At 69.0% G+C, this 24684-nt stretch carries 14 protein-coding genes and 2 riboswitches; of the genes, 12 read left to right on the top strand and 2 right to left on the bottom strand.

Going from position 1 to position 24684, the window contains the following annotated elements; genetic code table 11:
• The first annotated feature begins 1 nt into the window (after position 1).
• The 8 genes from ACXJLH_RS01835 to ACXJLH_RS01800 all read left to right on the top strand — a co-directional run bounded on the left by ACXJLH_RS01835 (position 2) and on the right by ACXJLH_RS01800 (position 15541).
• Positions 2-1309, top strand: a complete 1308-nt coding sequence (locus ACXJLH_RS01835; protein ID WP_457442275.1) for a hypothetical protein — start codon at positions 2-4, stop codon at positions 1307-1309.
• Positions 1306-3267 (top strand): ATP-binding protein, encoded by a 1962-nt coding sequence (locus ACXJLH_RS01830; protein WP_457442274.1) that lies wholly within the window; start codon positions 1306-1308, stop codon positions 3265-3267. The genes ACXJLH_RS01835 and ACXJLH_RS01830 overlap by 4 nt, the downstream gene beginning before the upstream one ends.
• Positions 3268-3537: 270 nt before the next feature.
• Complete coding sequence (locus tag ACXJLH_RS01825) at positions 3538-7419, top strand: eCIS core domain-containing protein (protein WP_457442272.1); 3882 nt, start codon at positions 3538-3540, stop codon at positions 7417-7419.
• Between the two features lie 17 nt (positions 7420-7436).
• Complete coding sequence (locus ACXJLH_RS01820) at positions 7437-7766, top strand: hypothetical protein (protein WP_457394831.1); 330 nt, start codon at positions 7437-7439, stop codon at positions 7764-7766.
• 87 nt (positions 7767-7853) lie between these two features.
• A complete protein-coding gene (locus ACXJLH_RS01815; RefSeq protein ID WP_457325831.1) occupies positions 7854-8723 on the top strand; it encodes a lysophospholipid acyltransferase family protein in 870 nt (289 codons plus the stop codon).
• Positions 8720-9637 carry an aspartyl/asparaginyl beta-hydroxylase domain-containing protein gene (locus tag ACXJLH_RS01810; RefSeq protein WP_457394834.1) on the top strand — a complete coding sequence of 306 codons (918 nt, stop codon included), beginning with the start codon at positions 8720-8722 and terminating at the stop codon, positions 9635-9637. Before ACXJLH_RS01815 ends, ACXJLH_RS01810 begins: the two co-directional genes overlap by 4 nt.
• Positions 9638-9641: 4 nt before the next feature.
• Positions 9642-12215: an ATP-binding protein gene (locus tag ACXJLH_RS01805; RefSeq protein WP_457442271.1), complete on the top strand. Its 2574-nt coding sequence runs from the start codon at positions 9642-9644 to the stop codon at positions 12213-12215.
• Positions 12216-12280: 65 nt separating this feature from the next.
• Positions 12281-15541, top strand: a complete 3261-nt coding sequence (locus ACXJLH_RS01800) for an amidohydrolase family protein (RefSeq protein WP_457442270.1) — start codon at positions 12281-12283, stop codon at positions 15539-15541.
• A 157-nt stretch (positions 15542-15698) separates the two neighbouring features.
• On the opposite strand, the gene ACXJLH_RS01795 is transcribed toward ACXJLH_RS01800, so the two are convergent.
• A complete protein-coding gene (locus ACXJLH_RS01795; RefSeq protein ID WP_457442269.1) occupies positions 15699-16532 on the bottom strand; it encodes a hypothetical protein in 834 nt (277 codons plus the stop codon).
• Positions 16533-16610: 78 nt separating this feature from the next.
• Positions 16611-16708, top strand: a riboswitch (glycine riboswitch).
• Positions 16709-16740: 32 nt separating this feature from the next.
• A riboswitch (glycine riboswitch) is annotated at positions 16741-16855 on the top strand.
• Positions 16856-16882: 27 nt separating this feature from the next.
• On the opposite strand from ACXJLH_RS01795, the gene gcvT reads away from it, so the two are divergent.
• The 3 genes from gcvT to gcvP are packed head-to-tail and all read left to right on the top strand — an operon-like array spanning position 16883 to position 21311.
• Entirely contained in the window at positions 16883-18007 is a 1125-nt protein-coding gene (gene gcvT, locus ACXJLH_RS01790; RefSeq protein WP_457442268.1) for a glycine cleavage system aminomethyltransferase GcvT, read from the top strand.
• 19 nt (positions 18008-18026) lie between these two features.
• Complete coding sequence (gene gcvH, locus ACXJLH_RS01785) at positions 18027-18401, top strand: glycine cleavage system protein GcvH (RefSeq protein ID WP_056197006.1); 375 nt, start codon at positions 18027-18029, stop codon at positions 18399-18401.
• A 21-nt stretch (positions 18402-18422) separates the two neighbouring features.
• Positions 18423-21311 carry an aminomethyl-transferring glycine dehydrogenase gene (gene gcvP, locus ACXJLH_RS01780; RefSeq protein WP_457442267.1) on the top strand — a complete coding sequence of 963 codons (2889 nt, stop codon included), beginning with the start codon at positions 18423-18425 and terminating at the stop codon, positions 21309-21311.
• 58 nt (positions 21312-21369) lie between these two features.
• Here gcvP and ACXJLH_RS01775 read toward each other — a convergent pair whose 3' ends face one another.
• Positions 21370-23223 (bottom strand): sensor domain-containing diguanylate cyclase, encoded by a 1854-nt coding sequence (locus ACXJLH_RS01775; RefSeq protein ID WP_457442266.1) that lies wholly within the window; start codon positions 23221-23223, stop codon positions 21370-21372.
• A 72-nt stretch (positions 23224-23295) separates the two neighbouring features.
• Between ACXJLH_RS01775 and ACXJLH_RS01770 the strand changes: the two genes are divergently transcribed.
• The gene (locus ACXJLH_RS01770) at positions 23296-24684 is read left to right on the top strand and encodes an L-serine ammonia-lyase (RefSeq protein ID WP_457442265.1); all 1389 of its coding nucleotides are present in this window, start codon (positions 23296-23298) and stop codon (positions 24682-24684) included.

Genomic DNA, 24684 nt, shown 5'->3' with positions numbered 1-24684 from the left:
CATGGCCGCGGCCGAAGTCACCGTTCAACGCCTGCGGCTGAAGTCGCGGTCAGCGGTGCCGGGCCTGCTGCCGAACGTGGAGGACGCGCTGCGCGTTTCGTCCAAGCCGGCTGCGTTGCTGAATCGCTTTGTGCTTGTGCGCCGACTGCGGCTTCGCGTGGCGGCAGGTGCCAGTGCGCAGGCCTTGGCCCTGCAACTGGAGCGGGCCTGGCAGCAACTGGCAGCGCAGGCCCAGCCCATGGAGCAGGCGAGCGAGACGGCCGAAGCGGTGTGGGCGCCTGGCCTGGCAGTGGCGCGCCAGGCGCTGTTGCGGCGATGGCTGCGCGGTGAGGACGCCAAGGCCTGGTTCTGGCAGCGGCTGATTTCACCGCATGTGGACGGCGCATGGCCGGCGCGTGCCGTGGCGCTGATGCTGATGGCAGATGACGAAGCGCCCGGGCCTTGCACCCTCGCCGGGGCGCGGCGGCAGGCCCTGCAAGTGCGTGCGCTGCTGGCGCTGGTCGCTGAGCACAGGCTGGCGGCGCAGTTCATCGAGGCCATCGCCGATGCGCAAGCCCTCGCCGTCCTGAGCCTGATCGAAGCGGCAGATGAGGACCCCCAGCTGGCTCATCGGCGGCTTCACAACGAGTCGCCTGCGCCGCCTGCCGTGACACCGCGGGCACGGCTGCTCGAGCTGATGACAGCCATGTCGGCCTGCGCTGAAGACGCGCTCATCGAGCTGCGCGTCACGTCGTCAACCCTGTCGAATGCTCTGCAGGCGGAGGCAAAAGCGCTGGCAGCGCATCCCGACGAAGCAGCGCCTGCAGCGTCCCGACGCCCAGAGGTCATCGCCACCGAAGCGCCTGCGGCTCAGGCCATCACCAAACCAGAGCCTCACGCCCTCCTCAGCAACGGCCTCGCCAGCCTCTGGTCCGGCCTCTGGCTGCTGCTGCCCATGCTGCTGCGCCACGGCCTGGACGACGCCGATGATCCGTTGGCCGCCTGGGCCGGTGCGATGCGAGCCGCGTGCAGGCGACTGCGTATCCCCGACGACGACCCCATCCACGCCGCACTCGCCGGGCTCGACCTGCCCGTCGCCGCAGACCCGCGCTGGCTGCGCGCCGCTCGCCTGGCCGCCGCCCACGACGCCCGCCTGCCCCTGCTTCGCCTTGCTCGCCGCCGCGGCGCGGTCTGGATCTCGCCAGAGCGCATCGACGTCGAGTTCCCGCCCACATCGCTGGACCTGCGCATCCGCCGCGCCGGCTTCGACATCAACCCCGGCTTCGTGCCTTGGCTGGGCCGCATCGTGCACTTTCATTACCCGTCATGAACCCCGCCGACCTGCCGCCCCAGTTGACGCCGACGATGCGCCCGCGCGACTTCGGCCTCGCAGCGCTGGGTGCCTTGCTGATTCATCCGAGCGAGCAGAACGCCGCACCCGAGGAGCGCTTTCTGCGCGAGGCCCTGGCTGCCGCTGGCGGGGACGAGTGGCGCACCCATGCACCGGCCAGCCTGGACAGGGATGCGCCCTTGGCTCGCGCTCGCGACGCCTTCGGCTTGAGCAGCATCGAGACCCTGGCGCTCGCCCTGGTCGCCGCGGTAGAAGACGACCCGCTCGCCTGCCGCGTGATCGCCTGGATGCAGGCGCCCCAGGCCAGCCCGCGGCCCGCGCTGGCCCTGCTCGCCCGCGCCTTCGCGCCGCTGCACGAAAGCTTCTGCGACACAGACCCGCAACGCAGTGAAGCCACGACCCTTCACGCCCTGGCCTATGGCCGCGCCATGCGCCATGGCCTGCTGCAGGCCGAGGAGCCGAATGCTGCCCATCCGCTGTGCGAGACCGCGCTGCGCGTGCCGGCGCCCATCGCCGCCGCGCTGGCGGGCGTGGCCTGCGACTGGCCTGGCGCGCCGACGCCGGCGGTCTGGCCCGTCACCCCTGTCCCCGCTCTCGACACAGCGCTGGCCGACTGGGCCCGAGACCTGGCCGCCATGCCGCGCTCCGGCCTGGTCATCCGCAGTGCCGCGCCCCACGAGGCACGCGGCCTGGCCGCCGAACTCGTGCGCCGCCTCGGCGCCGAACCCGCCTGGTTTGCCAACGCGGACGCCCTGCCGCCCGGTGCCGAAGCCTGGCTGGTGCTGACCGGCCGGGTTCCCGTCTTCGAGATCGACGGCGCGCCGGGCACCGTGACCACGCTGCCAGCCCTGGCCGTGTACGACGGCCCGGCCCTGGTCGTCACCGGCCTGGACGGCGGCGTGCGTCGCGATGGCCCCATGGCCGATTGGCGCGTGCCGCTGCCCGATGCGGCGACCCGCACCGCGCTCTGGCGGGACGCGCTGGCCGATGAGACCCTGGCCACGCAAGCCGCTGGCCGCTACCGCGCCGGCTACGCCCAGATCAGCGACCACGCCCGCCTGGCACGCCTGCTCGGTGCCGGGCAAGCGACCGTAGATAGCTTGCACCGCGCCGCGCTGATGACGCCCTCAGGCCGCGCCCTCGACGCCCTCGCCCAACCACTGAGCGAACCCGTGCCCGACGCCGCCCTCGTCGCCAGCCCGCAATTGCGCTCCGAGTTGGAGCGCATCCTGCAGCGCTGCATGCAACGCGAGACCCTGCACGTCGGCCTGGGCGCGGCGGCACGCACGCGCGCCTGCGATGGCGTGCGCATGCTGTTCACCGGCGGCTCCGGCACCGGCAAGTCGCTTGCCGGCCAGTGGCTGGCCCACCGTCTGGGCCTGCCGGTCTACCGCGTGGACCTGGCGGCCATGCTGAGCAAATGGATAGGCGATACCGAGAAGAACCTGGCCGAGTTGCTGGCCCGCGCCGAGCATGCCGACGCGGTGCTGCTCTTCGACGAGGCCGACACCCTGTTCGGCAAGCGCACCGAGGTGGCCAGCGCCAACGACCGCTTCGCCAATGCGCAGACCAACTACCTGCTGCAGCGCATCGAGACCCACAGCGGCATCGTCGTGCTGACGAGCAACAGCCGCGCCCGCTTCGACCCGGCCTTCGCGCGCCGGCTGGACTTCATCATCGATTTCGTCGCGCCCGACGCTACCGCGCGGCGCAGCCTCTGGCAGGCCCATCTCGGCGAGGCCAGCGACTGCAGCGCCGCCGACCTGAACCGCCTGGCGGCCCTGGGCGACTTCGCCGGTGGCCATGTGCGCAATGCCGTGCTCGCTGCCGCCGCCCAGGCCCGCGCCCGCGGTGAGCGCATTGCCTATGCGGACATTGCTGACGGCCTGCGCGCCGAGTACCGCAAGCTGGGGCGTAGCGCGCCGTCTGATCTGTAGGGCCTGCTAACACTACGGGGATCGGATGCGTTGCCACTCAAAAGCCCGCGAGCAAGGCGCGAAGTCGAAGCTGGGGTCGACCCCAGCGAGGCTTCGCAACGCCGCGCGCGGGCTTTTGAGTGACAACCCTTCGGGAGAGGGGCTACGCGGGCGCACGGCGTTGTTGCGCGCCTTGCCCGGGCACCCAGCCCGGGCTTCAGCGCGACGCCTAGCCGTGCACCCGCGTAGCCCCTCTCGCACCGATTCCCGTAGCGTTAGCAGGCCCTGACCATGCAGGCGCGCACCGCCACCGCACGCAAGCCGCGAGGCGCAGCCAGCCGCGGGCCGCCGCGCGCAGCGGCAGCCAAAACATCGGCCGCAGGCCTGCCCCGCTATCTGCAGGACAAGGCCGGCGGCGGCCAGCCGCTGCCGGCGCCGGTGCGCACCGAGATGGAAGGCCGCTTCGGCGTGCCGCTGGCCGATGTTCGCGTGCACACCGACGGCGACGCCGCCGAGTCCGCCGCCGGCATGGGCGCGCGGGCCTACACGGCCGGCAGCAATATCGTTTTCGGCGCCGCCCACTTCGCGCCGGAAAGCGCAGAGGGCCGCGGCCTGCTCGCGCACGAGCTCACCCACGTCGTGCAGCAGCAGCGTGCGGGCGTGCCTGCGACCCAGCCGAGCGCGGCCGACGGTGGCGCCCACCACGACAAGGCCGAACGCGAGGCCGAGGCCAATGCGAAGAAGGTGGCCAGCAGCGCGCCGCTGACGGCCAAGGAACAACCCGCAGCCGGCGTGCAGCGCTCGGGCATTCTGGACACCCTCGGCAACGCCGCGGGCGCCGTGGCCGATTTCGGCGGCGATGTCGTGGATGCCGGCGTGGATGCAGCCGGTTCCGCCGTCGAGGCGGTCGGCGAAGCCATCGGCGCCGTGGCCATGCGCCTGGTGCGCGAAGTGGCACCCAGCCTGGTGCCCGTCATCGAGCGCGGACCGATGGCCCTGCTGCGCGAGATGGTGTCCTCGGCGCTGGACGGCCTGGCCTCGGTGCTCAACGCGCTGGACCCGAGCGGCACGCTGACGACGATGCTGGGCGTGTTCACCGGCCTGGTCGAGCGGGCCAGCGGCATTGCCGCCGCGCTGATCTCGGGCGACTGCCAGCCGCTGCTGAACGCCATCGACGAGCTGAAGACCTTCGTGACGGAGGTGGCCGGCGAAGCCTGGGAGCGCTTGACGACCTTCCTGCAGCCCATCGGCGACTTCTTCACCGACCTGTGGAACGGCTACGGCGCGCCGGCCATCGAGTGGCTGCGCAGCAAGGCCGGCGCCGTGTGGGCGCGTATCGAGGCCTTCGGCACCGACATCTGGAACTGGACCGCGCCGGTGCGCAATGCCGTCGGCGATGCCTGGGGCTGGGTCAAGGAGCAGCTCTTCGGGCCGGAGGATGCGACCAGCGCCGACAGCTCCGGCGGCATCGTCGGCTGGATCACGAGCAAGGCCGGCGAGGCCTGGGACTGGGTCAAGGAGCAGACGGCGCCCGTCTGGCAGCCCATCGCCGCCACGGCGCAGAAGGTGGCGGACATGCTGCCGCCGCCGTGGATGCGCAACTTCGGCCAGCAGATGCAGCAGATGTCGACGCAGCTGAACGCGTCGGCCACGGCCATGGAAGGCGGCGATGGCGTGGCCGAGAACCGCGACACGTTGGCCACCGTGCTGCCTTCCGTCACGCAGGTAATTGGCACGGTGCGCAGCGTCATCGTTGAAGCAGGCGGCTGGGTGTCGACCAAGGTGGGCGCGCTCGGCAATGCGGTGTCCTCGCTGATGGGCAGCCTGCGCTCCAACAGCCTGATGGCCATGCTGGCCAATGCCCTGGGCTGGCTGGAGGACGCGGCCCTGCGCCTCGTGAGCTGGGCAGACGAGAAGGTGCGCGGCCTGTTCGACTGGATCCTGCAGGGCTTCGACGCGCTGACACCCTTCATCGAGAGCGCCGTGGGCGTGGTGCGCAAGCTCATCGGCGTGGTGGGCGACCTGATGCGCCTGCCCCAGCTCATCCTGTCCAGCGTCTGGGAGGCGATTCCCTGCTGCATCCGGGAGCCCATCAAGAACTTCGTCTTCAACCAGATCCTGGCGCGCATCCCCGTCTTCGGCCAGTTCTTCAGCGACCCGACGCTGTGGCCGCGGGTGCAGGCTACAGCCCTGCGCATCCTGCGCCAGGTGTTCGTCGACGGCGACCTGGCCGGCGCGGCCTGGACCTTCTTCCAGTCGGTGCTGCGCGTGCTGGGCCTGCCGCCGGAGCTGGTGGTGCAGGTGCTGGCCAAGGCCGCCGCGGCCATCGGCGACATCCTGACCGACCCGGTCGGCTTCCTCATCAACCTGCTGGGCGCCGTGAAGGCCGGCTTCGGGCGCTTCTTCGAGAACATCGGCACCCATCTGCTCAACGGCGTCAGCGGCTGGCTGTTCGGCCAGGCCGAGTCCGCCGGCATCGCGCCGCCGACCGACTTTTCCATCGGCTCCATCTTCGGCTTCGTGCTGCAGGTGCTGGGCATCACGGTGGAGCACATCTTCGAGCGGCTGACGCTCAAGCTCGACGCCAGCACCGTGCGGCGCCTGCGCCAGATCATGAACCTGGCCACCGGCGCCTGGCACTTCCTGTCCATCCTTATCAACGAGGGGCCGGCGGGGCTGTGGGTGGAGATCCAGAACCAGCTGTCCAACCTGTGGGACCGGGTGCTGGACGGCGTCATCAGCTGGGTCACCGACGCCATCATCGGCCGCGCCACGCGCTGGCTGATGAGCCTGCTGGACGTGACCGGGATCATGCCGGTCATCAACACGCTGGTGGCCGTCTACAACGCCATCGAGTCCTTCATGCAGTACCTGCGCGAGATGCTGGAGATCGTCTCGAAGGTGCTCGACGGCATCCTGGACATCGCCCACGGCGCCATCGACGGCGCGGCCGTTTTCCTGGAGGACGCGCTGGACCGCGCCATGCCCGTTGCCATCGGTTTCCTGGCCAACCAGTTCGGCCTGGGCCGCATCGGCGAGCGCATGCACGAGCTGCTGGAGACCGTGCGCGCGCTGGTCGACCAGGCCATCGACTGGCTGATCGACCGCGCCATCGAGCTGGGCCAGGCCTTCATCGCGATGGCGCGCCGCGGCGTGGCGGCAGTGCGCGGTGCCGTTGGTGCGGTCGTGCAATGGTGGCGCGAGCGCTTCAGCTTCACGACGGAGAGCGGCGAGCCGCACGAGCTCTATCTCGAGGGTGAAGGCGAGGAAGGCGAGCTGATGGTGGCCTCGACGCCGCAGCGCTTCCCCGACTTCCTGGCCGGCCTGCCCGCCAGCGAAGACCGCACGGATGCCCAGCAGAAGTACCGCCGGCTGCAGCAGTTGCGCCGTCGTGCCCGCTCGCTGGGCAGCGCGGCACCGGCTGCGGGCACTGCGGCCGCGGGCGGTTCGGCCGATCCGATGACGTCCAACGATCCTCAGGTGGTTTCCGCCGCCATCGTCGCGCTGATCACCGAGATCGCCACCGTCACGCGGCGCCTGATGCCGGCCGGCGGTGGCGCCTCCACACCGCCGGCGTTCGGCACCGTCACCGCGCAGGGATGGGCCCGTTCCGCGCAGATCGATCGGCTGAACGCCCAACGCTCGCATTGGCCAGTGCGCGGTGGCGAGCCCAGCGTCACGTCGGCGCGCTGGGTGCGGCTGGCCAAGCGCCGCAGCGACGGCAATGCAGGCGACCACCTTTACGTCAAGGGCCACCTGCTCAACCACAACCTCGACGGCCCCGGCAATATCTGGGAGAACCTCGGCCCCATCACGCAGGACGCCAACAACCGCGGCGGCGCCTCGATGCTGCATGCCTTCGAGACGGACGTGAAGACTGCGGTGGACGGCGGTGGCTCGGCGCGCAACTTCAATGTGACGATGAACTACGGCCGCGGCAACCGCGGAGCGGCCCTGAACGAGATCAACGCCGAGCTCGCCACGGCCAGCGCCAGCCGGCGCCGTGAGCTGGAGGCCGTCCGCGGTGTGGTCGAGGAAGAGCAATACATCCCCAGCACCATCACATGCCGAGCCGAGATCCTCAACGCCAGCGGACGCCGGACGTCCAACCTGAACATCAGCGTCGCCAACACCATCACCACGCGCTGGCGCAACTACACCGTCGAACCCTGATGAGCCCGGGAGACCCCATGCTGAACCGTGCCCTCTCCGAACCCTGCACCTTCGCGCTGCTGCAATGGCCGGCGCTGGTCGGCCTGCTGGCCCTCGACCAGCCCGGCATGCTCTGGCTCGCCCTGCGCATCCTGCTCGGCCTGTGGCTGGCGGCGATGCTGATCGCCAGCTACACCGGCGGTCGCGGCGCGGGCTTCGGCAATGCCATGTTGCTGCAATGCGGCCTGGTCGCGGCGGCGTGGTGGATGCATCCGTCCGCCTGGGCCTACGCCTGGCTGGCGGCCATCCCGCTGCTGATGCTGACGGCGCAACGCTTGCGCCTGCGGCGCACGGTGCTGGCGGCCTGAGACAATGGCCGCGCGCCATCAGGGCGCACTTCACCCCTAAGTGATTGTTTTTAAAAGGAATGCCTTGAAAAAACGGCAGGGAACATCGTGGGCCTGAGGCTTCTTGTCGGTTTTGTCTGGCTGCTCAGCTGGCTGCCGTTTCGCGCCATCACGGCCCTCGGCTGGCTGATTGGCAACCTCGTCGCATCGATGCCGTCGTCACGCCGGCACATCGGTGAAGTCAACCTGAAGCTCGCGCTGCCGGACTGGACACCGGCAGCTCGCCGCCGCCTGCTGCGCCAGAATTTCGTCGCCATGGTGCAGATGCTGCTGGAGTACGGCTACGGCTGGTTCGCTTCGCGCGAGCGCCTGAAGCGCCTGGTCCGCATCGAAGGCCTTGAGAACCTGCGCGCGTTGGATGGCCGCAATGTCATCTTGATGATGCCCCACTTCACCGGCCTGGACCTGGCCGGCCTGCGGGTGTCGCTGGAGACGCCGCTGGTCAGCATCTACTCGGTTCAGAAGGACCCCTGGCTGGACGCGTTCTTTCGCGCCAAGCGGCTGCGTTTTGGCACCGGCATCATCTTTGCGCGCCAGCAGGGCACGCGGCCGACGCTGCGGGCGCTGAAGGAGGGCTATCGCCTCTACTACCTGCCCGACCAGGACTTCGGCCACCGCGACTCGGTCTTCGTGCCCTTCTTTGGCGTGCCGGCGGCCACCATCGGCGGGCTGTCGCGCATGGCGGCTGTCACCAAGGCGGCCGTGCTGCCCTGCTACCCGCGCCGCGAGGCGGATGGCTACACGCTGGTCATCGAGCCGGCGCTGGCCAATTTCCCGACCGATGACATCGTCGCCGACGCCACCCGGATGAACGCCGTCATCGAGGCTCAAGCGCGCCGACAATTGCACCAATACTTCTGGCTGCACAAGCGCTTCAAGTCACGGCCTCCCGGCGAGGCTGACTTCTACGCCAAATGACCCACGACATTCCCTATATCAAGCTGCTCATCGTGGCGGTCTTCATCGCGAGCACGATGTACGTGCATTTCCGCGGCCGCGTGCGCCTGCGCTTCTTCCGCCAGCTGATGGATCACTCCACCTTCATGGCGCCCATCAACTGCCTGATGTACCTGTTCTCCAGGCTGCCGGCCAAGCCCTATCTGCCGGTCGCCGGCTTCCCGGAGCTCAAGCTGCTGCAAGACCATTGGCAGGACATCCGCGCCGAAGCCTTCAAGCTGGCCGACGCGGGTGAGATCAAGAAGAGCGACAAGTACAACGACGCCGGCTTCAACAGCTTTTTCAAGACCGGCTGGACGCGCTTTCACCTGAAGTGGTATGGCGACGCGCATCCATCGGCGCGCGAACTCTGCCCGGTGACGACCGGGCTGCTGCAGCGCATCCCGACCGTGAAGGCCGCCATGTTCGCGGCCTTGCCGCCGGGCGGGCGCCTCGTCACCCACCGCGATCCCTTCGCCGGCTCGGTGCGCTATCACCTCGGTCTCGTCACGCCCAATGCCGACAGCTGCTATATCTCGGTCGACGGCGAGCGCTATTCCTGGCGTGACGGCCAGGGCGTCATCTTTGACGAGACCTATCTGCACTACGCAGAGAACCAGTCGGACGTGATGCGCATCATCCTGTTCTGCGACGTCGAGCGGCCGCTCAACAACCCGGTGGCGCGCTGGTTCAACCATTTCATCAGCCACACGCTGATCCGCGCCGCAGCCGCCCCCAACTCGGACACCGACAAGACCGGCGGCATCAACCAGCTGTTTGCCTATGTGCAGCAGGTGCGCATGTTCGGCAAACGCATCAAGGCCAGGAGCCGCTTCGCCTACTACGGCTTGCAGTGGCTGATCTTTGGCGGCTTGTTCGTCTGGTGGCTGTTCTGAACCCATGCTCCGTCTGCGCCTGCTCGGTGGTTTTGAGATCGAGCGGGCCGGCCGCGTCGAGCTGACCCGCCTGCCCAGCCGCGCCAGCGTGCTGCTGCTGGCCCGCCTCGCGCTGGCGCCCAGGCGCCAGCATCCGCGCGAGGAACTTGTCGAGCTGCTGTGGCCGGGTGTCGAACTGGACGTCGGCCGCAACCGGCTGCGCCAGACCCTGTCCACGCTGCGTGCCCTGCTCGAAACCGACGAAGCGCCGCTCTTCAACGCCGACCGTCTGCAGATCTCGCTGTTGCCCGGTTCGCTCTCGTCCGACGTGCAGGACTTCGAGGCGACTCGCAACCCGTCCCACTATGGCGGCGAGCTGCTGCCTGGCTATTTCGACGACTGGGTCGTCGCCGAGCGGCATCGGCTGGCCGCGCTGGCCGACGATCTGCCCGCGCAACCGCCGCCGGTGCTGCAGTTCGCAACGGCTCCCGCCCTGCCCTCGTTCGCGACCAGCCTGCCGCGCTACCTGACGCGCTATTTCGCGCCGCCGGACCGGCTCGAAGCGCTGGCCGTGCGGCTGCCCCAGCTGCGCCTGCTGACGCTCGTCGGCCCAGGCGGCGTGGGCAAGACCCGGCTCGCGGTGGAGCTGGCCTGGCTGCAGTTCGGCGAGCACGACTGGAGCTGCGGCATGGCGGCCCTGGCCGAGGTGCGCGACGAGGCCGGCCTGGTGGCAGCGCTCGAGCGCGCCCTGACCGTCACGCGCGGCGGCGGCTGGCCGGCCATCGAGGCTGCGCTGCAAGACCCCGGCGGCCTGCGGTTGCTGGTGCTGGACAACGCCGAGCAGGCCCTCGGCGTCGTCGCCCTGGCCGTGCAGCGGCTGCTGGCGCAGGCGCCCACGCTGTGCCTGCTCGTCACGTCCCGGCATGCGCTGGAGGTGGACGGCGAAACCCTCGTCGAGGTGGCACCGCTCGCAAGTGCTGACAATTCGGCCCAGGACACCGCCCAGGCTCTCTTCATCGACCGCGCCCGCGCCGTGCGGGCCGACTTCCACGCCAGCCGCGACAACCAGGCCGCGCTGACCGAACTGATCCGCGAGCTTGAGGGACTGCCGCTGGCGCTGGAGCTGGCGGCCGCCCGCGTGCGCAGCTTTTCGCCGGCCCAGATGCTGGCGCAGTGGCGCGGCCTCGGCACGCAGGCCGCGCCACTGCCTGCCTGGCTCGCGAGCCCGACGCGAGCGCCCCGCCACGCCTCGGTGGCGGGCCTGCTGGACTGGAGCCTGGCCCTGCTCGGCCCCGAGCCGCGCGCCCTGCTGCAGCGCCTGGCCGCCCTGTCCGGTGCTTTCGCCTGGGCCGACGTCGAAGCCCTCGGCGGCACACCGGCACTGCTGAGTGAACTGGTCGGCCATTCCTTGCTGCAGGCCGGCGGCGACGCCGAGCCGCGCTACCGCATGCTGGAGCTGCTGCGCCGCGGCGTGCTGGCGCACGTGGACGCGGCCGAGCAGCGCCAAGCGCGCCGCAAGCTGCGCGCGGCGCTGTGCGACTGGGCGCTGGCGCTGGGCCTGCAGGCGCCCATCACGGCCTGGGCGCCACGGCGCGAGCAGGCTCGCGCCCTTGTGGCCAGCGCGGCGGACGACAGTGACGCGGCCACCGGCCTGCGCCTGGCGCTGGCCATGCGCCCCTGCTGGGAAAGCGACGGCGTGGATCGCACGCTGGTGGACCAGCTCGGCCTGCTGCTGCAACTCGCACCCTCCTCCGCCGGCCATGAGCTGCGCGCGCAACTGGCCTTCACACACGGCGACCGCGCCCTCGCGCTGGCCGAGGCCGAGCGTGCGCTGCAACTGGCCGGCAGCGACCCCGTCGCCCGCGCACCGGCTCTGGTGCGCCGTGCCTGGGTGCTGCTGGCCGGCGACAACCGCGAGCAGGGCCAGACCCGCCCGCTTGAAGAAGCTATCGGCCTGGCCCGGCGCGTCGGCGACGTGGCCACCGAGGCACGTGCCTGGCAGCAGCTCGCGGCAATAGCCGTGTCGCGTGGCCAGCCCGCGCAGGCCGAGGCGCTGTACGCCCGCGCCCAGGAGCTGTGGGAGGCGGTCGGCCACTCGCGCCAGGCCGCCGCAAGGCTGCGCAACCGCGCCCAGTGCCTGATCGAGCTGGGCGACATCGCCACCGCGCTGGGTTGGATCACCGCCTGCCAGCGGCTGGCCGAGGCCGATGGCGACGGCGTGGGCCAACTCGACGCGGCCATCTCGCTCGCCATGGTCCACGAAGCCCGCCGCGACTGGCCGGCCATGCTCGCGGCGGCTCGCCAGGCCTTGCGCATCGCGCATGGGCGTCAGCATCTGCACGCGCGGGCCCTGACGCTGCAGCTCTTCCCCCGGCCGCTGGCACGGCTGCGCCAGCCCGAGCAGGCGCTGCAGCTGGCGGCCTTTGCAGAGCAGTACTGGCAGCGCCATCTGGGCGCCCTGGGCTCGCGTGAAGCCCGCGCGCTGGCGCGTGTGCGCCGCCTGGCCGGCGCCCAACTCAGCCGTGACGGCGCCAAGCTGGCCTGGGCCTCCGGGCAAACCCTGAGCCTCGCAGAAGCCCTGGCCTTGGCTGGGGCGTGACGAACGGGCGGGCAAGCCACCCTTCGCTAGCATCGAAGGTTTTGGTCTTCCCAACACCCGCCTCCATGCATCGTCTGAACGCCGCCCCCGCCCTGCTGCTGGCCGCAGCCCTGGCCGCGAACGCACAAGAAGCGCCCAAGCCTGCCGCGCCGGCCGCGTCCGCGGTCTGGAATGTCAACACGCCGCCCGGCGTGGCCAGGACGGCCAGCATCGATGTGAAGACCGGCACCTGGATGAGCGTGGACGTCAGCCCCGACGGCAAGACGATCGTGTTCGACCTGCTGGGTGACCTGTACACGCTGCCGATCGGCGGCGGCGAGGCCAAGGCGCTGACCCACTCCATCGCCTGGGAACACCAAGCCCGCTTCTCGCCGGACGGCAAGCAGATCGCCTTCCTCAGCGACGCCGGCGGCGGCGACAACATCTGGGTCATGAACGTGGACGGCAGCGGCGCCCGCGCCGTGACCAAGGAAGACTTCCGCCTGCTGAACAACCCGGTCTGGCACCCCAGCGGCAAATACCTGCTGGCACGCAAGCACTACACCGGCACGCGCAGCGCGGGCTCGGGCGAGATCTGGCTCTTCCATGTCGACGGCGACGCCGCGAAGAACAAGGGCGTGCAGCTCAACGAGAAGCCCAACTGGCAGAAGGACCTCGGCGAGCCGGCCGTGTCGCCGGACGGCAAGTACCTCTACTACTCGCAAGACACGACACCCGGAAAGACCTTCGAATACAACAAGGACAGCAATGGCGAGATCTACAAGATCTTCCGCCAGGACCTGGGCGACGGGTCGGTCGAGGCCTTCGTTCAAGGCCCCGGTGGCGCGGTGCGGCCCACGCCCTCGCCGGATGGCAAATACCTGGCCTTCGTGCGCCGCGTGCGCAACCAGAGCACGCTGTTCCTGAAGGACCTGAGCACTGGTGTCGAGCGCCCGGCCTGGAGTGGCCTGTCACGCGACCTGCAGGAGATCTGGGCGATGTGGGGCGTCTACCCCTGCTTCGCGTGGATGCCTGGCTCCAAGGAGATGGTCGTCTGGGCCGAGGGCAAGATCTGGCGCGTCGACCCCTTCAAGGGCACGGCTGCCGACATTCCCTTCCACGTGAAGGACACGCGCGAGCTGCGCGAACCGATGCGCTTTGCGCAAGACGTGTCCCCGGCGAAGTTCGCCGTGCACCAGTTGCGCGGTGCCCAGGTGTCGCCGGACGGCAAGCGCGTCGTCTACTCGGCCCTGGGCTCGCTCTACGTCAAGGATCTGCCGGACGGCACGCCGCGCCGGCTGACCAAGCAAGACGAGTCGTKTGAGTTTGCGCCCAGCTGGGCGCGCGACGGCAAGAGCCTGGTCTACGCCACCTGGCGCGACGACGCTCAGGGAGCTATCCGCCGCCTGGACATTGCCTCCGGCAAGGAGACCGTGCTCGTCAAGGAGCCGGGCAAATACCTGGAACCGCGCCTGTCGCCGGACGGCAAGCAGGTGGTCTACCGCAAGGTCAAGGGCGGCGGCCTGACCAGCCCCTGGCACAGCCTGGACACCGGCCTCTACCTCGCCGCGGCCGATGGCTCGGGCAAGCCCGAGCGGATAGCCAAGGAGGGCAGCGGCGCGCAGTTCGGTGCGAAGAGCGACGAGCTCTTCTTCACGAAGACGAGCGGCACCAGTGAGGTCGAGCAGCGCTTCTCGCTGACCCGACTGAACCTGCGCGACCATAGCGAGACCGAGGTGGCGCGCAGCGACGCGGCGGCCGAGTACAGCGTGTCACCCGACGGCCAGTGGCTGGGCTTTGTCGAGCGTTACCACGCCTACGTGATGCCGCTGCCGAATGTGCAGGGCCAGTCCGGCAAGACCATCACCGTCGGCGCCAAGATGGACGCGCTGCCGGTGCGTCAGCTCGACGTCAACGCCGGCTCGGCGCTGCATTGGAGCGGCGACAGCAAGAAGCTGCATTTCACGCTGGGTGATGAGCTCTTCACCGCGAGCGCCGAAGGCAAGGACAAGGCAACCAGCCAGAAGATCGGCTTCGAGCAGGCCAGCGACAAGCCCACGGGCAAGGTCGCACTGACCGGCGCCCGCATCGTGACGATGAAGGGTGATGAAGTCATCGAGGGCGGCACGGTCCTGGTCGACGGCAACCGCATCGTGGCGGTCGGCAAGGACGTCGCGATTCCCGCGGACGCCAAGCGCATCGACGCCAGCGGCAAGACCATCGTGCCCGGCTTCATCGATGCCCACTGGCATGGTTCCATGAACGACTCGGGCCTGATCCCGCAGCAGAGCTGGGTCAACCTCGCCTCGCTGGCCTTCGGCGTGACGACGCTGCACGACCCGTCCAACCTGAGCTCGGCCATCTTCACGCAGGCCGAGATGCAGCGCGCCGGCCTCGTGCTGGGCCCGCGCATCTACTCGACCGGCACCATCCTCTACGGTGCCCGCACGCCCTTCTATTCCAACGTCAACAGCCTGGACGACGCGCTGACCCACCTGAACCGCCAGAAGGCCGAAGGCGCCATCAGCGTCAAGAGCTACCAGCAGCCGCGCCGTGACCAGCGTCAGCAGGTGCTGGAGGCCGCACGCCAGACCGGCATGATGGTGGTGCCCGAAGGCGGCTCGCTATTTCAGCTGAACATGAGCATGATCGTCGACGGTCACACGACGGTGGAGCATGCGCTGCCGCTGGCCGAGGTCTGGGACGACGTCAAGCAGCTGTGGAGCCAGAACGCCGTGGGCTACACGCCGACGCTGAACGTCGGCTACGGCGGCCTGTTCGGCGAGAACTATTGGTATGCCCACACCGACGTCTGGAAGCACCCGTTGCTGAGCCGCTACGTGCCGCGCACCGTGCTCGAGCCGCGCTCGATTCGCCGCGAGACCGCGCCCGAGGAAGACTTCAACGTCATCCGCGTGGCCCGTACCGCCACCCAGCTGTCACGCGCCGGCGTCAACACCTCCATCGGCGCCCACGGCCAGCGCGAGGGCCTGGGCTCGCACTGGGAGATGTGGATGTTCGTGCTCGGCGGCATGACGCCGCACGAAGCCCTGCGGACGGCCACCATCAACCCGGCACGCAACTTCGGTTTCGACAAGGACCTGGGCTCCATCGAACCCGGCAAGCTGGCCGACCTGGTCGTCATCAACGGCAATCCGCTGGCCGACATCCGCCAGACCGACCGCATCGCCCAGGTGATGCAGAACGGCCGCCTCTTCGACGCGATGACGATGAACCAGGTCGCCCCGGTTGCCAAGGCGCGCAAGCCGCTGTTCTTCGAAGGCGCCGACGGCCAGACCATGCCCATCGACGCGGAGGCCCTGGAGTCGGGCCACCTCGGCGACTGAAATGGCGCCCCTCGCCCGGTCTGGCCGCGCTGAACGCGTGTCCGCCCGGGCGGTCCCCCGAGGGGAGGGCGATGCTTGGCGGATTGACCGCCAAGCACATCGCCAGCGCGGGCCGGCTAGGGAGCGGCCCGGCGCTCGGCCCGCCGGAAAGAACATCTCAGGACTGGCGCATCCTTCTCGCCAGCAGGACTGAAGCGCCGCACAGCGCCAGCACCAGCGTGCCCGGTTCGGGCACGGGGGCCGCCTGCAGGTAGTTGAATCCCGAGCCCGAGGTCAGCGTCACCTGGCTCTGCGGCACACCGTTGAGCGAAACCGTCATGCCGCCCCAGCGCAGCGTGTGCCCCAGATCGAAAGCGGCCGTGGCCAAGGCGCCGCCCTGACCGTTGTATGAGGTCTGGGCCGAGGCTTCCAGCTCCACATACAGGGGCAGCATTTGGCCGGTGTTGATAGTGGCCGTGCCGTGCAAGATGCCGACAGGATCACCCACATAGCCATGGATAGCCAGCGTCGGGGAGTTGTTGTACAGATGCCCCCCGGCACCCAGGTCGAAGGCGCCGCCGCCCATGTCGGCCCGCACCTGCCAGTTCGCCGCGGCCTCATTGGACGCGCCGACACTGAAGCTGCCACTCAGCAGCAGATCGAATTGCACGACCACCTGGGTGCCCGCGGCAACCCCGGCCAGATCCAGCTTGAAATCGTCGCGGAAGGTCGCCCGGGCCAGGCTGTTCAGGCTGCCCGTCGAGGTGCCGTCCATCTTCAGGGTGCCGGCCTGTGCGAAGGCATGGGCGGCGCCGCTGGAATTGAAGCCGCCGGTCACGAGGCCGCTGCTCAGCTCAGCCGTGCTGGGTTGGGTCAGCAAGGTATTCACCGGGCCGGTGCCGCCAAAGAAATTCGGATTCACACCCAGCTGCACCGTGACATTGGTGACAGCTCCGGCGGGGGCCGCCAAGGAGGCTATCGCTAGGGCAAGCGCGGCGCGGATAAGCAACATGGCGGTCTCCTCATAAATGATGGCCGCGAGTCTGCCCCTAGCTGCTTGCGCGGACAGCCCCCTAGATGTGCATAGAATCCTCACTCGTCAGGAGAGCGCCCCGCTGAAGTTGGGGGCCGCCGAAGGCGCAGGGTCTTGCGATCCGAACGCTCAGGCAAAAGGACTGACAAACGTCTTGAGTGGGCGCCACCAGTGGCAGACACTCCCGACGTTCCTCACTGGAGAGAAGCCGGCCCTGGAGCCGGCTCACCGAAGGGGCAAGCTTGCGCGGGACTGCACACCGCCTTGTCAATCTCTCAGGTACCAGGGACAGCGAGGACATCCAATCCCGAATTCCGTCGGAGCTCTTGATGTCCTCTTTGCTGTCGTCACTCAAAACCACGCCTCTTCACGCCCTCCACGTCGAACTCGGCGCCAAGATGGTGCCCTTCGCCGGCTATGACATGCCGGTGCAATACCCCGCCGGCGTGATGGCCGAGCACAAGCACACGCGGGCCGCCGCCGGCCTGTTCGATGTGTCGCACATGGGCCAGGTGCGCCTGGTCGGCGCGGATGCTGCCGCTGCGCTCGAGACCCTGGTGCCGGTCGATATCGTCGACCTCGGCGTTTTCAAGCAGCGCTACGCCCTGTTCACGAACGAGCAAGGCGGCCTGCTGGACGACCTGATGGTCTGCAAGCGGCCCGACGACCTGTTCGTCGTCGTGAACGCCGGTTGCAAGGAGCAGGACATTGCCCACATGCAAAAGCACATCGGCTCGCGCTGCGAAGTCATCCCCGTGCCCGAGCGCGCGCTGCTGGCGCTGCAAGGCCCGCTGGCCGTCGATGCGCTCAGCCGCCTGATTCCCGGTGTCGAAAAGCTGACCTTCATGACCGGCGGCTTCTTCTATGTCGACGGCATTGACTTCTTCCTGACCCGCTCGGGCTACACCGGCGAGGATGGCTTCGAAATCTCGGTCCACCAGGATCACGCGATCGCCTTCGCCCGCAAGCTGCTGGCGCAACCCGAGGTCAAGCCCATCGGCCTGGGTGCGCGCGACTCGCTGCGCCTGGAAGCCGGCCTGTGCCTGTACGGCCATGACATCAACGAGACGACCACGCCGGTCGAAGCGGCCATCACCTGGGCCATCCAGAAGGTGCGCCGCGCTGGCGGCGCGCGTGCCGGTGGCTATCCCGGCGCGGCCATCATCGACGAGCAACTGGCCAACGGCGCGGCGCGCAAGCGCGTGGGCCTGGTCGGCAAGGAACGCATGCCCGTGCGTGAGGGCGCCAAGATCGTGTCGGCCGACGGCACCGAGATCGGCACCGTCACCAGCGGCACACTCGGCCCCACGGTCAACCAACCGGTGGCACTCGCCTATCTCGACAAGGCGCATACCGCCGCTGGCACCGAAGTCTTCGCCATCGTGCGCGACAAGCGCACGCCCATGGTTGTTTCCGCCACCCCCTTCACCCCCAACCGCTACTACCGCGGCTAATCCACTCGGAGCCTGAACGATGAGCATCAAGTACACCCCCGATCACGAATGGCTTGACGTCCACGGCGACGGCACGGCGACGGTCGGCATCACCGTGCACGCGCAGGACGCGCTGGGCGACGTGGTCTTCGTGGACCTGCCTGAAGTCGGCAAGACCTATGCCGAGAAGGAAGTCGCCGGCGTCGTCGAATCCGTCAAGGCCGCGGCCGACGTCTACATGCCCGTGGACGGCGAAGTCGTCGAAGTGAACGAAGCGCTGCGCGACGACCCGGCGCTTGCCAACACCGACCCGCTCAAGGCCGGCTGGTTCTTCAAGGTCAAGCTGAGCAATCCCAGCCAGCTCGATGCCCTGATGGACTCGACCGCCTACGACGCCCTGCTCAAGACTCTGTAAATCCTCGAAGTAAGACCCGCCATGCCGACGCCGCTCTCCCATCTCGAAGACGCCTCCGAATTCCACGCCCGCCACATCGGGCCGGATGCCGTCGATGAATCCCTGATGTGTGCCGCCGTCGGCGTGGCCAGCCGGACCGCGCTGATCGACGCGGTCGTGCCGAAATCCATCCGCCGCGCCCAGGGCATGAAGCTGCCCGCGCCCATCACCGAGGCCGGCGCGCTGGCCGAGCTGAAGCTCATCGCCGGCAAGAACAAGGTCTACAAGAGCTTCATCGGCCAGGGCTACTACGGCACCCACACGCCGGGCGTCATCCTGCGCAACATCCTCGAGAACCCCGCCTGGTACACGGCCTACACGCCCTATCAGGCCGAGATCTCGCAGGGCCGCATGGAAGCCATCCTGAACTTCCAGACCATGGTGACTGACCTCACCGGCATGGACATCGCCAATGGCTCCATGCTGGACGAGGCCACCTCGGCCGCAGAAGCCGTCACGCTGGCCAAGCGCGGCGTGAAGAGCAAGAGCAACACGCTGATCGTTGCTGGTGACGTGCACCCGCAGACCATCGAAGTCATCCAGACGCGTTGCGCGCCGTTGGGTATCGACGTGAAGGTCGGCATGGCGCCCGCGCTGATGGCCGAGAACGACTACTTCGCCGTCGTCTGCCAATACCCCAGCACCACCGGCCTCATCCATGACCTGAAGGTATTTGCCGACCAGGCCCACGCCAAGAGCGCCGCCTTCATCGTCTGCACCGATTTGCTCGCGCTGACGTTGCTGGTCTCGCCTGGCGAGTTCGGCGCCGACATCGTTGCCGGCAACAGCCAGCGCTTCGGCATGCCCATGGGCGCCGGCGGCCCGCACGCCGCCTTCCTGGCTTGCAAGGACGAATTCAAGCGCTCCATGCCGGGTCGCTTGGTCGGCGTCAGCAAGGACGCGCAAGGCCACCCGGCCATGCGCCTGGCGCTGCAGACCCGCGAGCAACACATCCGCCGCGAGAAGGCCACCTCCAACATCTGCACGGCGCAAGTGCTGCCGGCCGTCGTGGCCAGCATGTACGCGGTCTATCACGGCCCGCAAGGCCTCAAGCGCATCGCCGAACGCGTGGCCAGCTACACGGCCATCCTGCACGCCGGCCTGACGCGCATGGGCGCCAAGGTCGTCACGCCGCATGTGTTCGACACGCTGCTGGTGGAGTGCGATCCCGCCCCCGTCATGGCCAAGGCCGTGGCGGCCCAGGCCAACCTGCGCAAGATCAGCGACAAGCACGTCAGCATCGCGCTGGACGAGACGACGACGCGCGCCGACGTCGAGGCGATCTGGAGCTGGTTCGCGCCCGCCGGCGCGACGGTCCCGACCGTTGCCGAGTTCGCCGCTGGCGTCGACAGCCTGATCCCGACGCAACTGCGCCGCAGCGGCGCCTACCTGACCCACCCGGTCTTCAACACCCACCACAGTGAAACCGAGATGCTGCGCTACATCCGCAGCCTGTCGGACAAGGACCTGGCGCTGGACCGCAGCATGATCCCGCTGGGCTCCTGCACGATGAAGCTCAACGCCACGGCCGAGATGATCCCCATCACCTGGCCGGAGTTCGCGGGCGTGCACCCCTTCGCGCCGCAAGACCAACTGGCCGGCTACACCGAGCTGGACCAGCTGCTGCAGAACTGGCTGACCGAGTGCACCGGCTATGCCGGCATCAGCCTGCAGCCCAATGCCGGCTCGCAGGGCGAGTACGCCGGCCTCTTGGCCATCAAGGCCTGGCATGAGTCGCGTGGCGACCACCAGCGCAACGTCTGCCTGATCCCCGAATCCGCACACGGCACCAACCCGGCGTCGGCCCAGATGGTGGGCATGCAGGTCGTCGTCACCAAGTGCGACAAGGAAGGCAATATCGACCTGGTCGACCTGAAGGCCAAGTGCGAACAGCACGCCGCCAAGCTGGCCGCCATCATGATCACCTACCCCTCCACGTATGGCGTGTTCGACACGCACGTGAAGGAAATCTGCGCGATGGTGAAGACCCACGGCGGCCGCGTCTACGTGGACGGCGCCAACATGAATGCGCTGGTTGGCGTGGCGGCACCCGGCGAGTTCGGCGGCGACGTCAGCCACCTGAACCTGCACAAGACCTTCTGCATCCCGCACGGCGGTGGCGGCCCGGGCATCGGCCCGGTCTGCGTCGTCGATGACCTCGTGCCCTTCCTGCCCGCGCACCGCACCGCGGGGCTTGGCAAGGAGACCAACATCGGCGCCGTCTCCGCCGCGCCGCTCGGCAACGCGGCCGTGCTGCCGATCTCGTGGATGTACATCCGCATGATGGGTGCCGAGGGCCTGAAGAAGGCCACCGAGGTGGCCATCCTGTCGGCCAACTACGTCGCGGCCCGCCTGTCGGACCACTACGACATCCACTTCAGCGGCAACATCGATGGCGTCAAGGGCGGCGGCGTGGCCCACGAGTGCATCCTGGACCTGCGCCCGCTGAAGGACAGCTCCGGCGTCAGCGCCGAGGACGTGGCCAAGCGCCTCATCGACTATGGCTTCCATGCGCCGACGCTGAGCTTCCCCGTAGCCGGCACGCTGATGGTCGAGCCGACCGAAAGCGAGTCCCGCGCCGAGTTGGACCGCTTCATCGACGCGATGATCCAGATCCGCCAGGAGATCGCCGACGTCGAGTCCGGCAAGGTCAGCCGCGAGGACAACCCGCTGGTCAACGCGCCGCACACCTCGATGGTCGTCAGCGCCACCGACTGGACCCACGGCTACAGCCGCGAAGCCGCCGCCTTCCCACTGCCCTCGCTGCGCCGCCAGAAGTACTGGTCGCCGGTGGGCCGCGTGGACAACGTGTGGGGCGACCGCAATCTGTTCTGCAGCTGCGTGCCGCTGAGCGAGTACGAAGAGGCCTGAGGCTCAGGCCATGCGGGTTCGCTGGTATCGGAAAACAGACGACATCCCGGTACCGGTTCTAGCCCTCGTGCGCCAGCTGCACCCGATCACGCCCAGCCGCCTTGGCGGCATAGAGAGCCGTATCGGCGGTCTGCACCAACAGCTCGGGGCGACGATCTGCGCCGGGCACTTCGGCCGCCAGCCCAATGCTGGCCGTGACATGACCCGTGGGGCTGGCCGGGTGCGGCAGCGCCCGCGCGCGCAACGCGGCGACGATGCGCTCGCCCAGCGCCTGCATCTGCATGGCACTAGCGCCGGGCACGATGAAGGCGAACTCCTCGCCGCCATAGCGAGCCACCAGCTCGCCGCTGCGCCGGCCGATGGTGTCGGCCAGCACGGCCGCGATCTGGCGCAGGCAGTCGTCGCCAGCGACATGGCCCATCCGGTCGTTGTAGGCCTTGAACAGGTCGGCGTCGAGCAGCCCCAGGCCGAGCGGCTGGCCGGCCCGCTGGGCGCGCGCCCATTCAGCGGCCAACACCGCGTCGAAATGCCGCCGGTTGGCCAGCCCGGTCAGGCCGTCGGTCTGGCTCATCAGCTCGAGCTGCCGGTTGGCGGCCTCCAGCGCCGCGGTGCGCTCCAGCACGCGCGCCTCCAACACGCGTTCGCTGTCGGTCAGTGCCTGCACGCGGGCCTGCTCGGCCTGCAGCGCGCGCGCCTGGGCCTGCTCCTTGTCGGCACGCATGCGCGCGTAGCGGTCAGCCAGCGCCAGCGACAGCAGCAGCAGGTCGACCGCCGAGCCGGCCTGGGTGCCGGCGCTGGTGATCAGGTTGCTGGGCAGCACGCCCAGGTTGCGCATATGGCCCAGCAGCACGGCCACCAGCAGCACGCTGAAGGCCACGACGAAGAAGTAGGCACTGCGCTGGCGCTGCAACGTGCCCGTGATGCCGCAGGCCAGCAGCAACGCGGCGGTCGTGGCGCTGCAGACGGCCCAGAACGGCGCCGTCTGCGCGAACCAGCCCATCAGCAACGGGATGAGCAGCACATTCAGCGCGATCAGCGCACGCAGCCCGAGGTCCAGCCGCGGCATGGTCTGTGGCGTGCGCAGCATGCGGCGCGAGAACATCATCAGCGCGATAGCCGCCACAGAGCCGGGCACGTTGACGCCGCGCTGCTGCCAGAAGGCTGCGTCCGGCCAAAGGAAGTTCGTGCCGATGCCGGTGAAGCAGGCCAGCGACGCCGCGATGCTGCCGGCGAACAGCACGTACCAACCGAACGACGCGTCGCGCAGCAGCAGGAAGATCACCAGGTTGTAGAGGCCCACGGCCAGCGCCAGCCCGAAGTACAGCATCTGCACGGCCAGCCGGCGCTGGTCGAAGTGCGGGAAGGCGTCGGCGCGCCACAGTCGGGCCGGCACGATCAGCGAATTCGCGGACGCCACGCGCAGTACCAGCGTCCGGGTCTCGCCCGGGGCCAGCGTGACCGGCACGGCGAAGTTGCCACCCGGCCAGAGCCGCTGCGCAAAGGGGCGCTGGTAGCCGAGCTCATGCCGGACGGCGGTGCCGTCCGGCGCGAGCAGGATCACGTCGAGGTATTGCAGCAGCGGATAGCTGATGTCCAGCATGGCCTGCACCGGCTGGCTGCCACCGTTGCGCAGCGGCAGGCGCAGCCAGACCGCAGCCCCGGTGTAGCCGAACGACACGGCCTCGCCGCCGGCCGTGCTGGGCTGCCAGTCGCCACGGGCTGCGGCCGCCAGATCCAGCTTGCGGTCCGGGTCCTGCAACAGCTCCCAGTGCGGCCCCAGCGCCAGCCCATCGGCCGGCAGGGCCTGCAGGTCGACACCACCCGCCCAGGCGACGCCCGACAGCAGCCACAACATCCCCGCCACCCACCACCGCCAGGCTTGCTGGCGCCCACCCAAACACCTCTTCAGCATGGGGCGGGAGTGTAGGCAGCGCCCGCACCCGCTCCGCTGAGAGGCTTCCACTCATTGCCCGAAAGGCCTCCCATGGCAGTCTCCGTCTTCGACCTCTTCAAGATCGGCATCGGCCCGAGCAGCTCGCACACGGTCGGGCCGATGCGCGCGGCGCGGCTTTTCGGCCTGCGGCTGCAACACGACGGCCTGCTCGACAAGGTGGCGCGCGTGCAGGTCATCCTGTACGGCAGCCTGGGCGCCACCGGCAAGGGCCACGGCAGCGACAAGGCGGTGCTGCTGGGCCTGGCCGGGCATGAGCCTGACACAGTGGACATCGAGGCCATCCCGGCCTTGATGGACACCATCCGCGCAGGCGACTTGAACCTGCTCGGCCAGCACCAGGTCGTCTTCGACGAAGCCAAGGACCTGGTCTTCAAGCGCCGCGAGACGCTGCCCTTCCACGCCAACGGCATGCGCTGCATCGCCTTCGACGCGGATGGCAACGAAATCGCCAACCGCGTCTACTACTCCGTCGGCGGCGGTTTTGTCGTCAGCGACGAGGTGGCGGCCGACGGCAGCAAGCAGAAGGTCATCGCGCCAGACACCACCGTGCTGCCCTACCCCTTCAAGTCCGGCGACGAGCTGCTGGAGCTGACCAAGCGCCACGGCATCTCCATCGCCGAGCTGATGCGCCGCAACGAATGCCATTGGCGCACCGAGGCCGAGATCGACGCCGGCCTGATGAAGATCTGGGGCGTCATGCAGGCCTGCGTCACGCGCGGCTGCAAGACCGAGGGCATCCTGCCCGGCGGCTTCAAGGTCAAGCGCCGCGCGGCCCAGCTGCACCGCGACCTGACAGCCAACCCCGAGGCCGCGCTGCGCGACCCACTGCAGGTGATGGACTGGGTCAACCTCTACGCGCTGGCGGTCAACGAAGAGAACGCCGCCGGTGGCCGCGTCGTCACGGCGCCTACCAACGGCGCCGCCGGCATCGTGCCCGCGGTGCTGCACTACTACACGCGCTTCGTCCACCACGCCACTGAACGCGGGGTCGTCGACTTCCTGCTGACCGCCGCAGCCATCGGCATCCTCTACAAGGAAAACGCCTCCATCAGCGGTGCCGAGGTCGGCTGCCAGGGCGAGGTGGGCGTGGCCTGCTCGATGGCCGCCGGCGCCTTGTGCGCCGTCATGGGCGGCACGCCGGAGCAGGTCGAGAACGCCGCCGAGATCGGCATGGAGCACCACCTGGGCCTGACCTGCGATCCGGTCGGCGGCCTGGTGCAGATTCCCTGCATTGAGCGCAACGCGATCGCGTCGGTCAAGGCCATCAACGCGGCGCGCATGGCGCTGCGCGGCGACGGTACCCACTTCGTCAGCCTGGACAAGGTCATCAAGACCATGCGCGACACCGGCGCCGACATGATGACCAAGTACAAGGAAACGGCCCGCGGCGGACTGGCGGTCAACATCGTCGAGTGCTGA

It is taken from the genome of Roseateles sp. P5_E4, from assembly GCF_054049255.1.
This window is presented reverse-complemented; position numbering and strand designations above follow the sequence as displayed.

Coding starts and splice junctions, on each gene's coding strand:
- ACXJLH_RS01795 (WP_457442269.1), bottom strand. CDS start 16,532: ATGTTGCTTATCCGCGCCGCGCTTGCCCTAGCGATAGCCTCCTTGGCG.
- ACXJLH_RS01770 (WP_457442265.1), top strand. CDS start 23,296: ATGGCAGTCTCCGTCTTCGACCTCTTCAAGATCGGCATCGGCCCGAGC.
- ACXJLH_RS01805 (WP_457442271.1), top strand. CDS start 9,642: ATGCTCCGTCTGCGCCTGCTCGGTGGTTTTGAGATCGAGCGGGCCGGC.
- ACXJLH_RS01820 (WP_457394831.1), top strand. CDS start 7,437: ATGCTGAACCGTGCCCTCTCCGAACCCTGCACCTTCGCGCTGCTGCAA.
- ACXJLH_RS01825 (WP_457442272.1), top strand. CDS start 3,538: ATGCAGGCGCGCACCGCCACCGCACGCAAGCCGCGAGGCGCAGCCAGC.
- gcvH (WP_056197006.1), top strand. CDS start 18,027: ATGAGCATCAAGTACACCCCCGATCACGAATGGCTTGACGTCCACGGC.
- ACXJLH_RS01810 (WP_457394834.1), top strand. CDS start 8,720: ATGACCCACGACATTCCCTATATCAAGCTGCTCATCGTGGCGGTCTTC.
- ACXJLH_RS01775 (WP_457442266.1), bottom strand. CDS start 23,223: ATGCTGAAGAGGTGTTTGGGTGGGCGCCAGCAAGCCTGGCGGTGGTGG.
- gcvP (WP_457442267.1), top strand. CDS start 18,423: ATGCCGACGCCGCTCTCCCATCTCGAAGACGCCTCCGAATTCCACGCC.
- ACXJLH_RS01835 (WP_457442275.1), top strand. CDS start 2: ATGGCCGCGGCCGAAGTCACCGTTCAACGCCTGCGGCTGAAGTCGCGG.
- ACXJLH_RS01830 (WP_457442274.1), top strand. CDS start 1,306: ATGAACCCCGCCGACCTGCCGCCCCAGTTGACGCCGACGATGCGCCCG.
- gcvT (WP_457442268.1), top strand. CDS start 16,883: ATGTCCTCTTTGCTGTCGTCACTCAAAACCACGCCTCTTCACGCCCTC.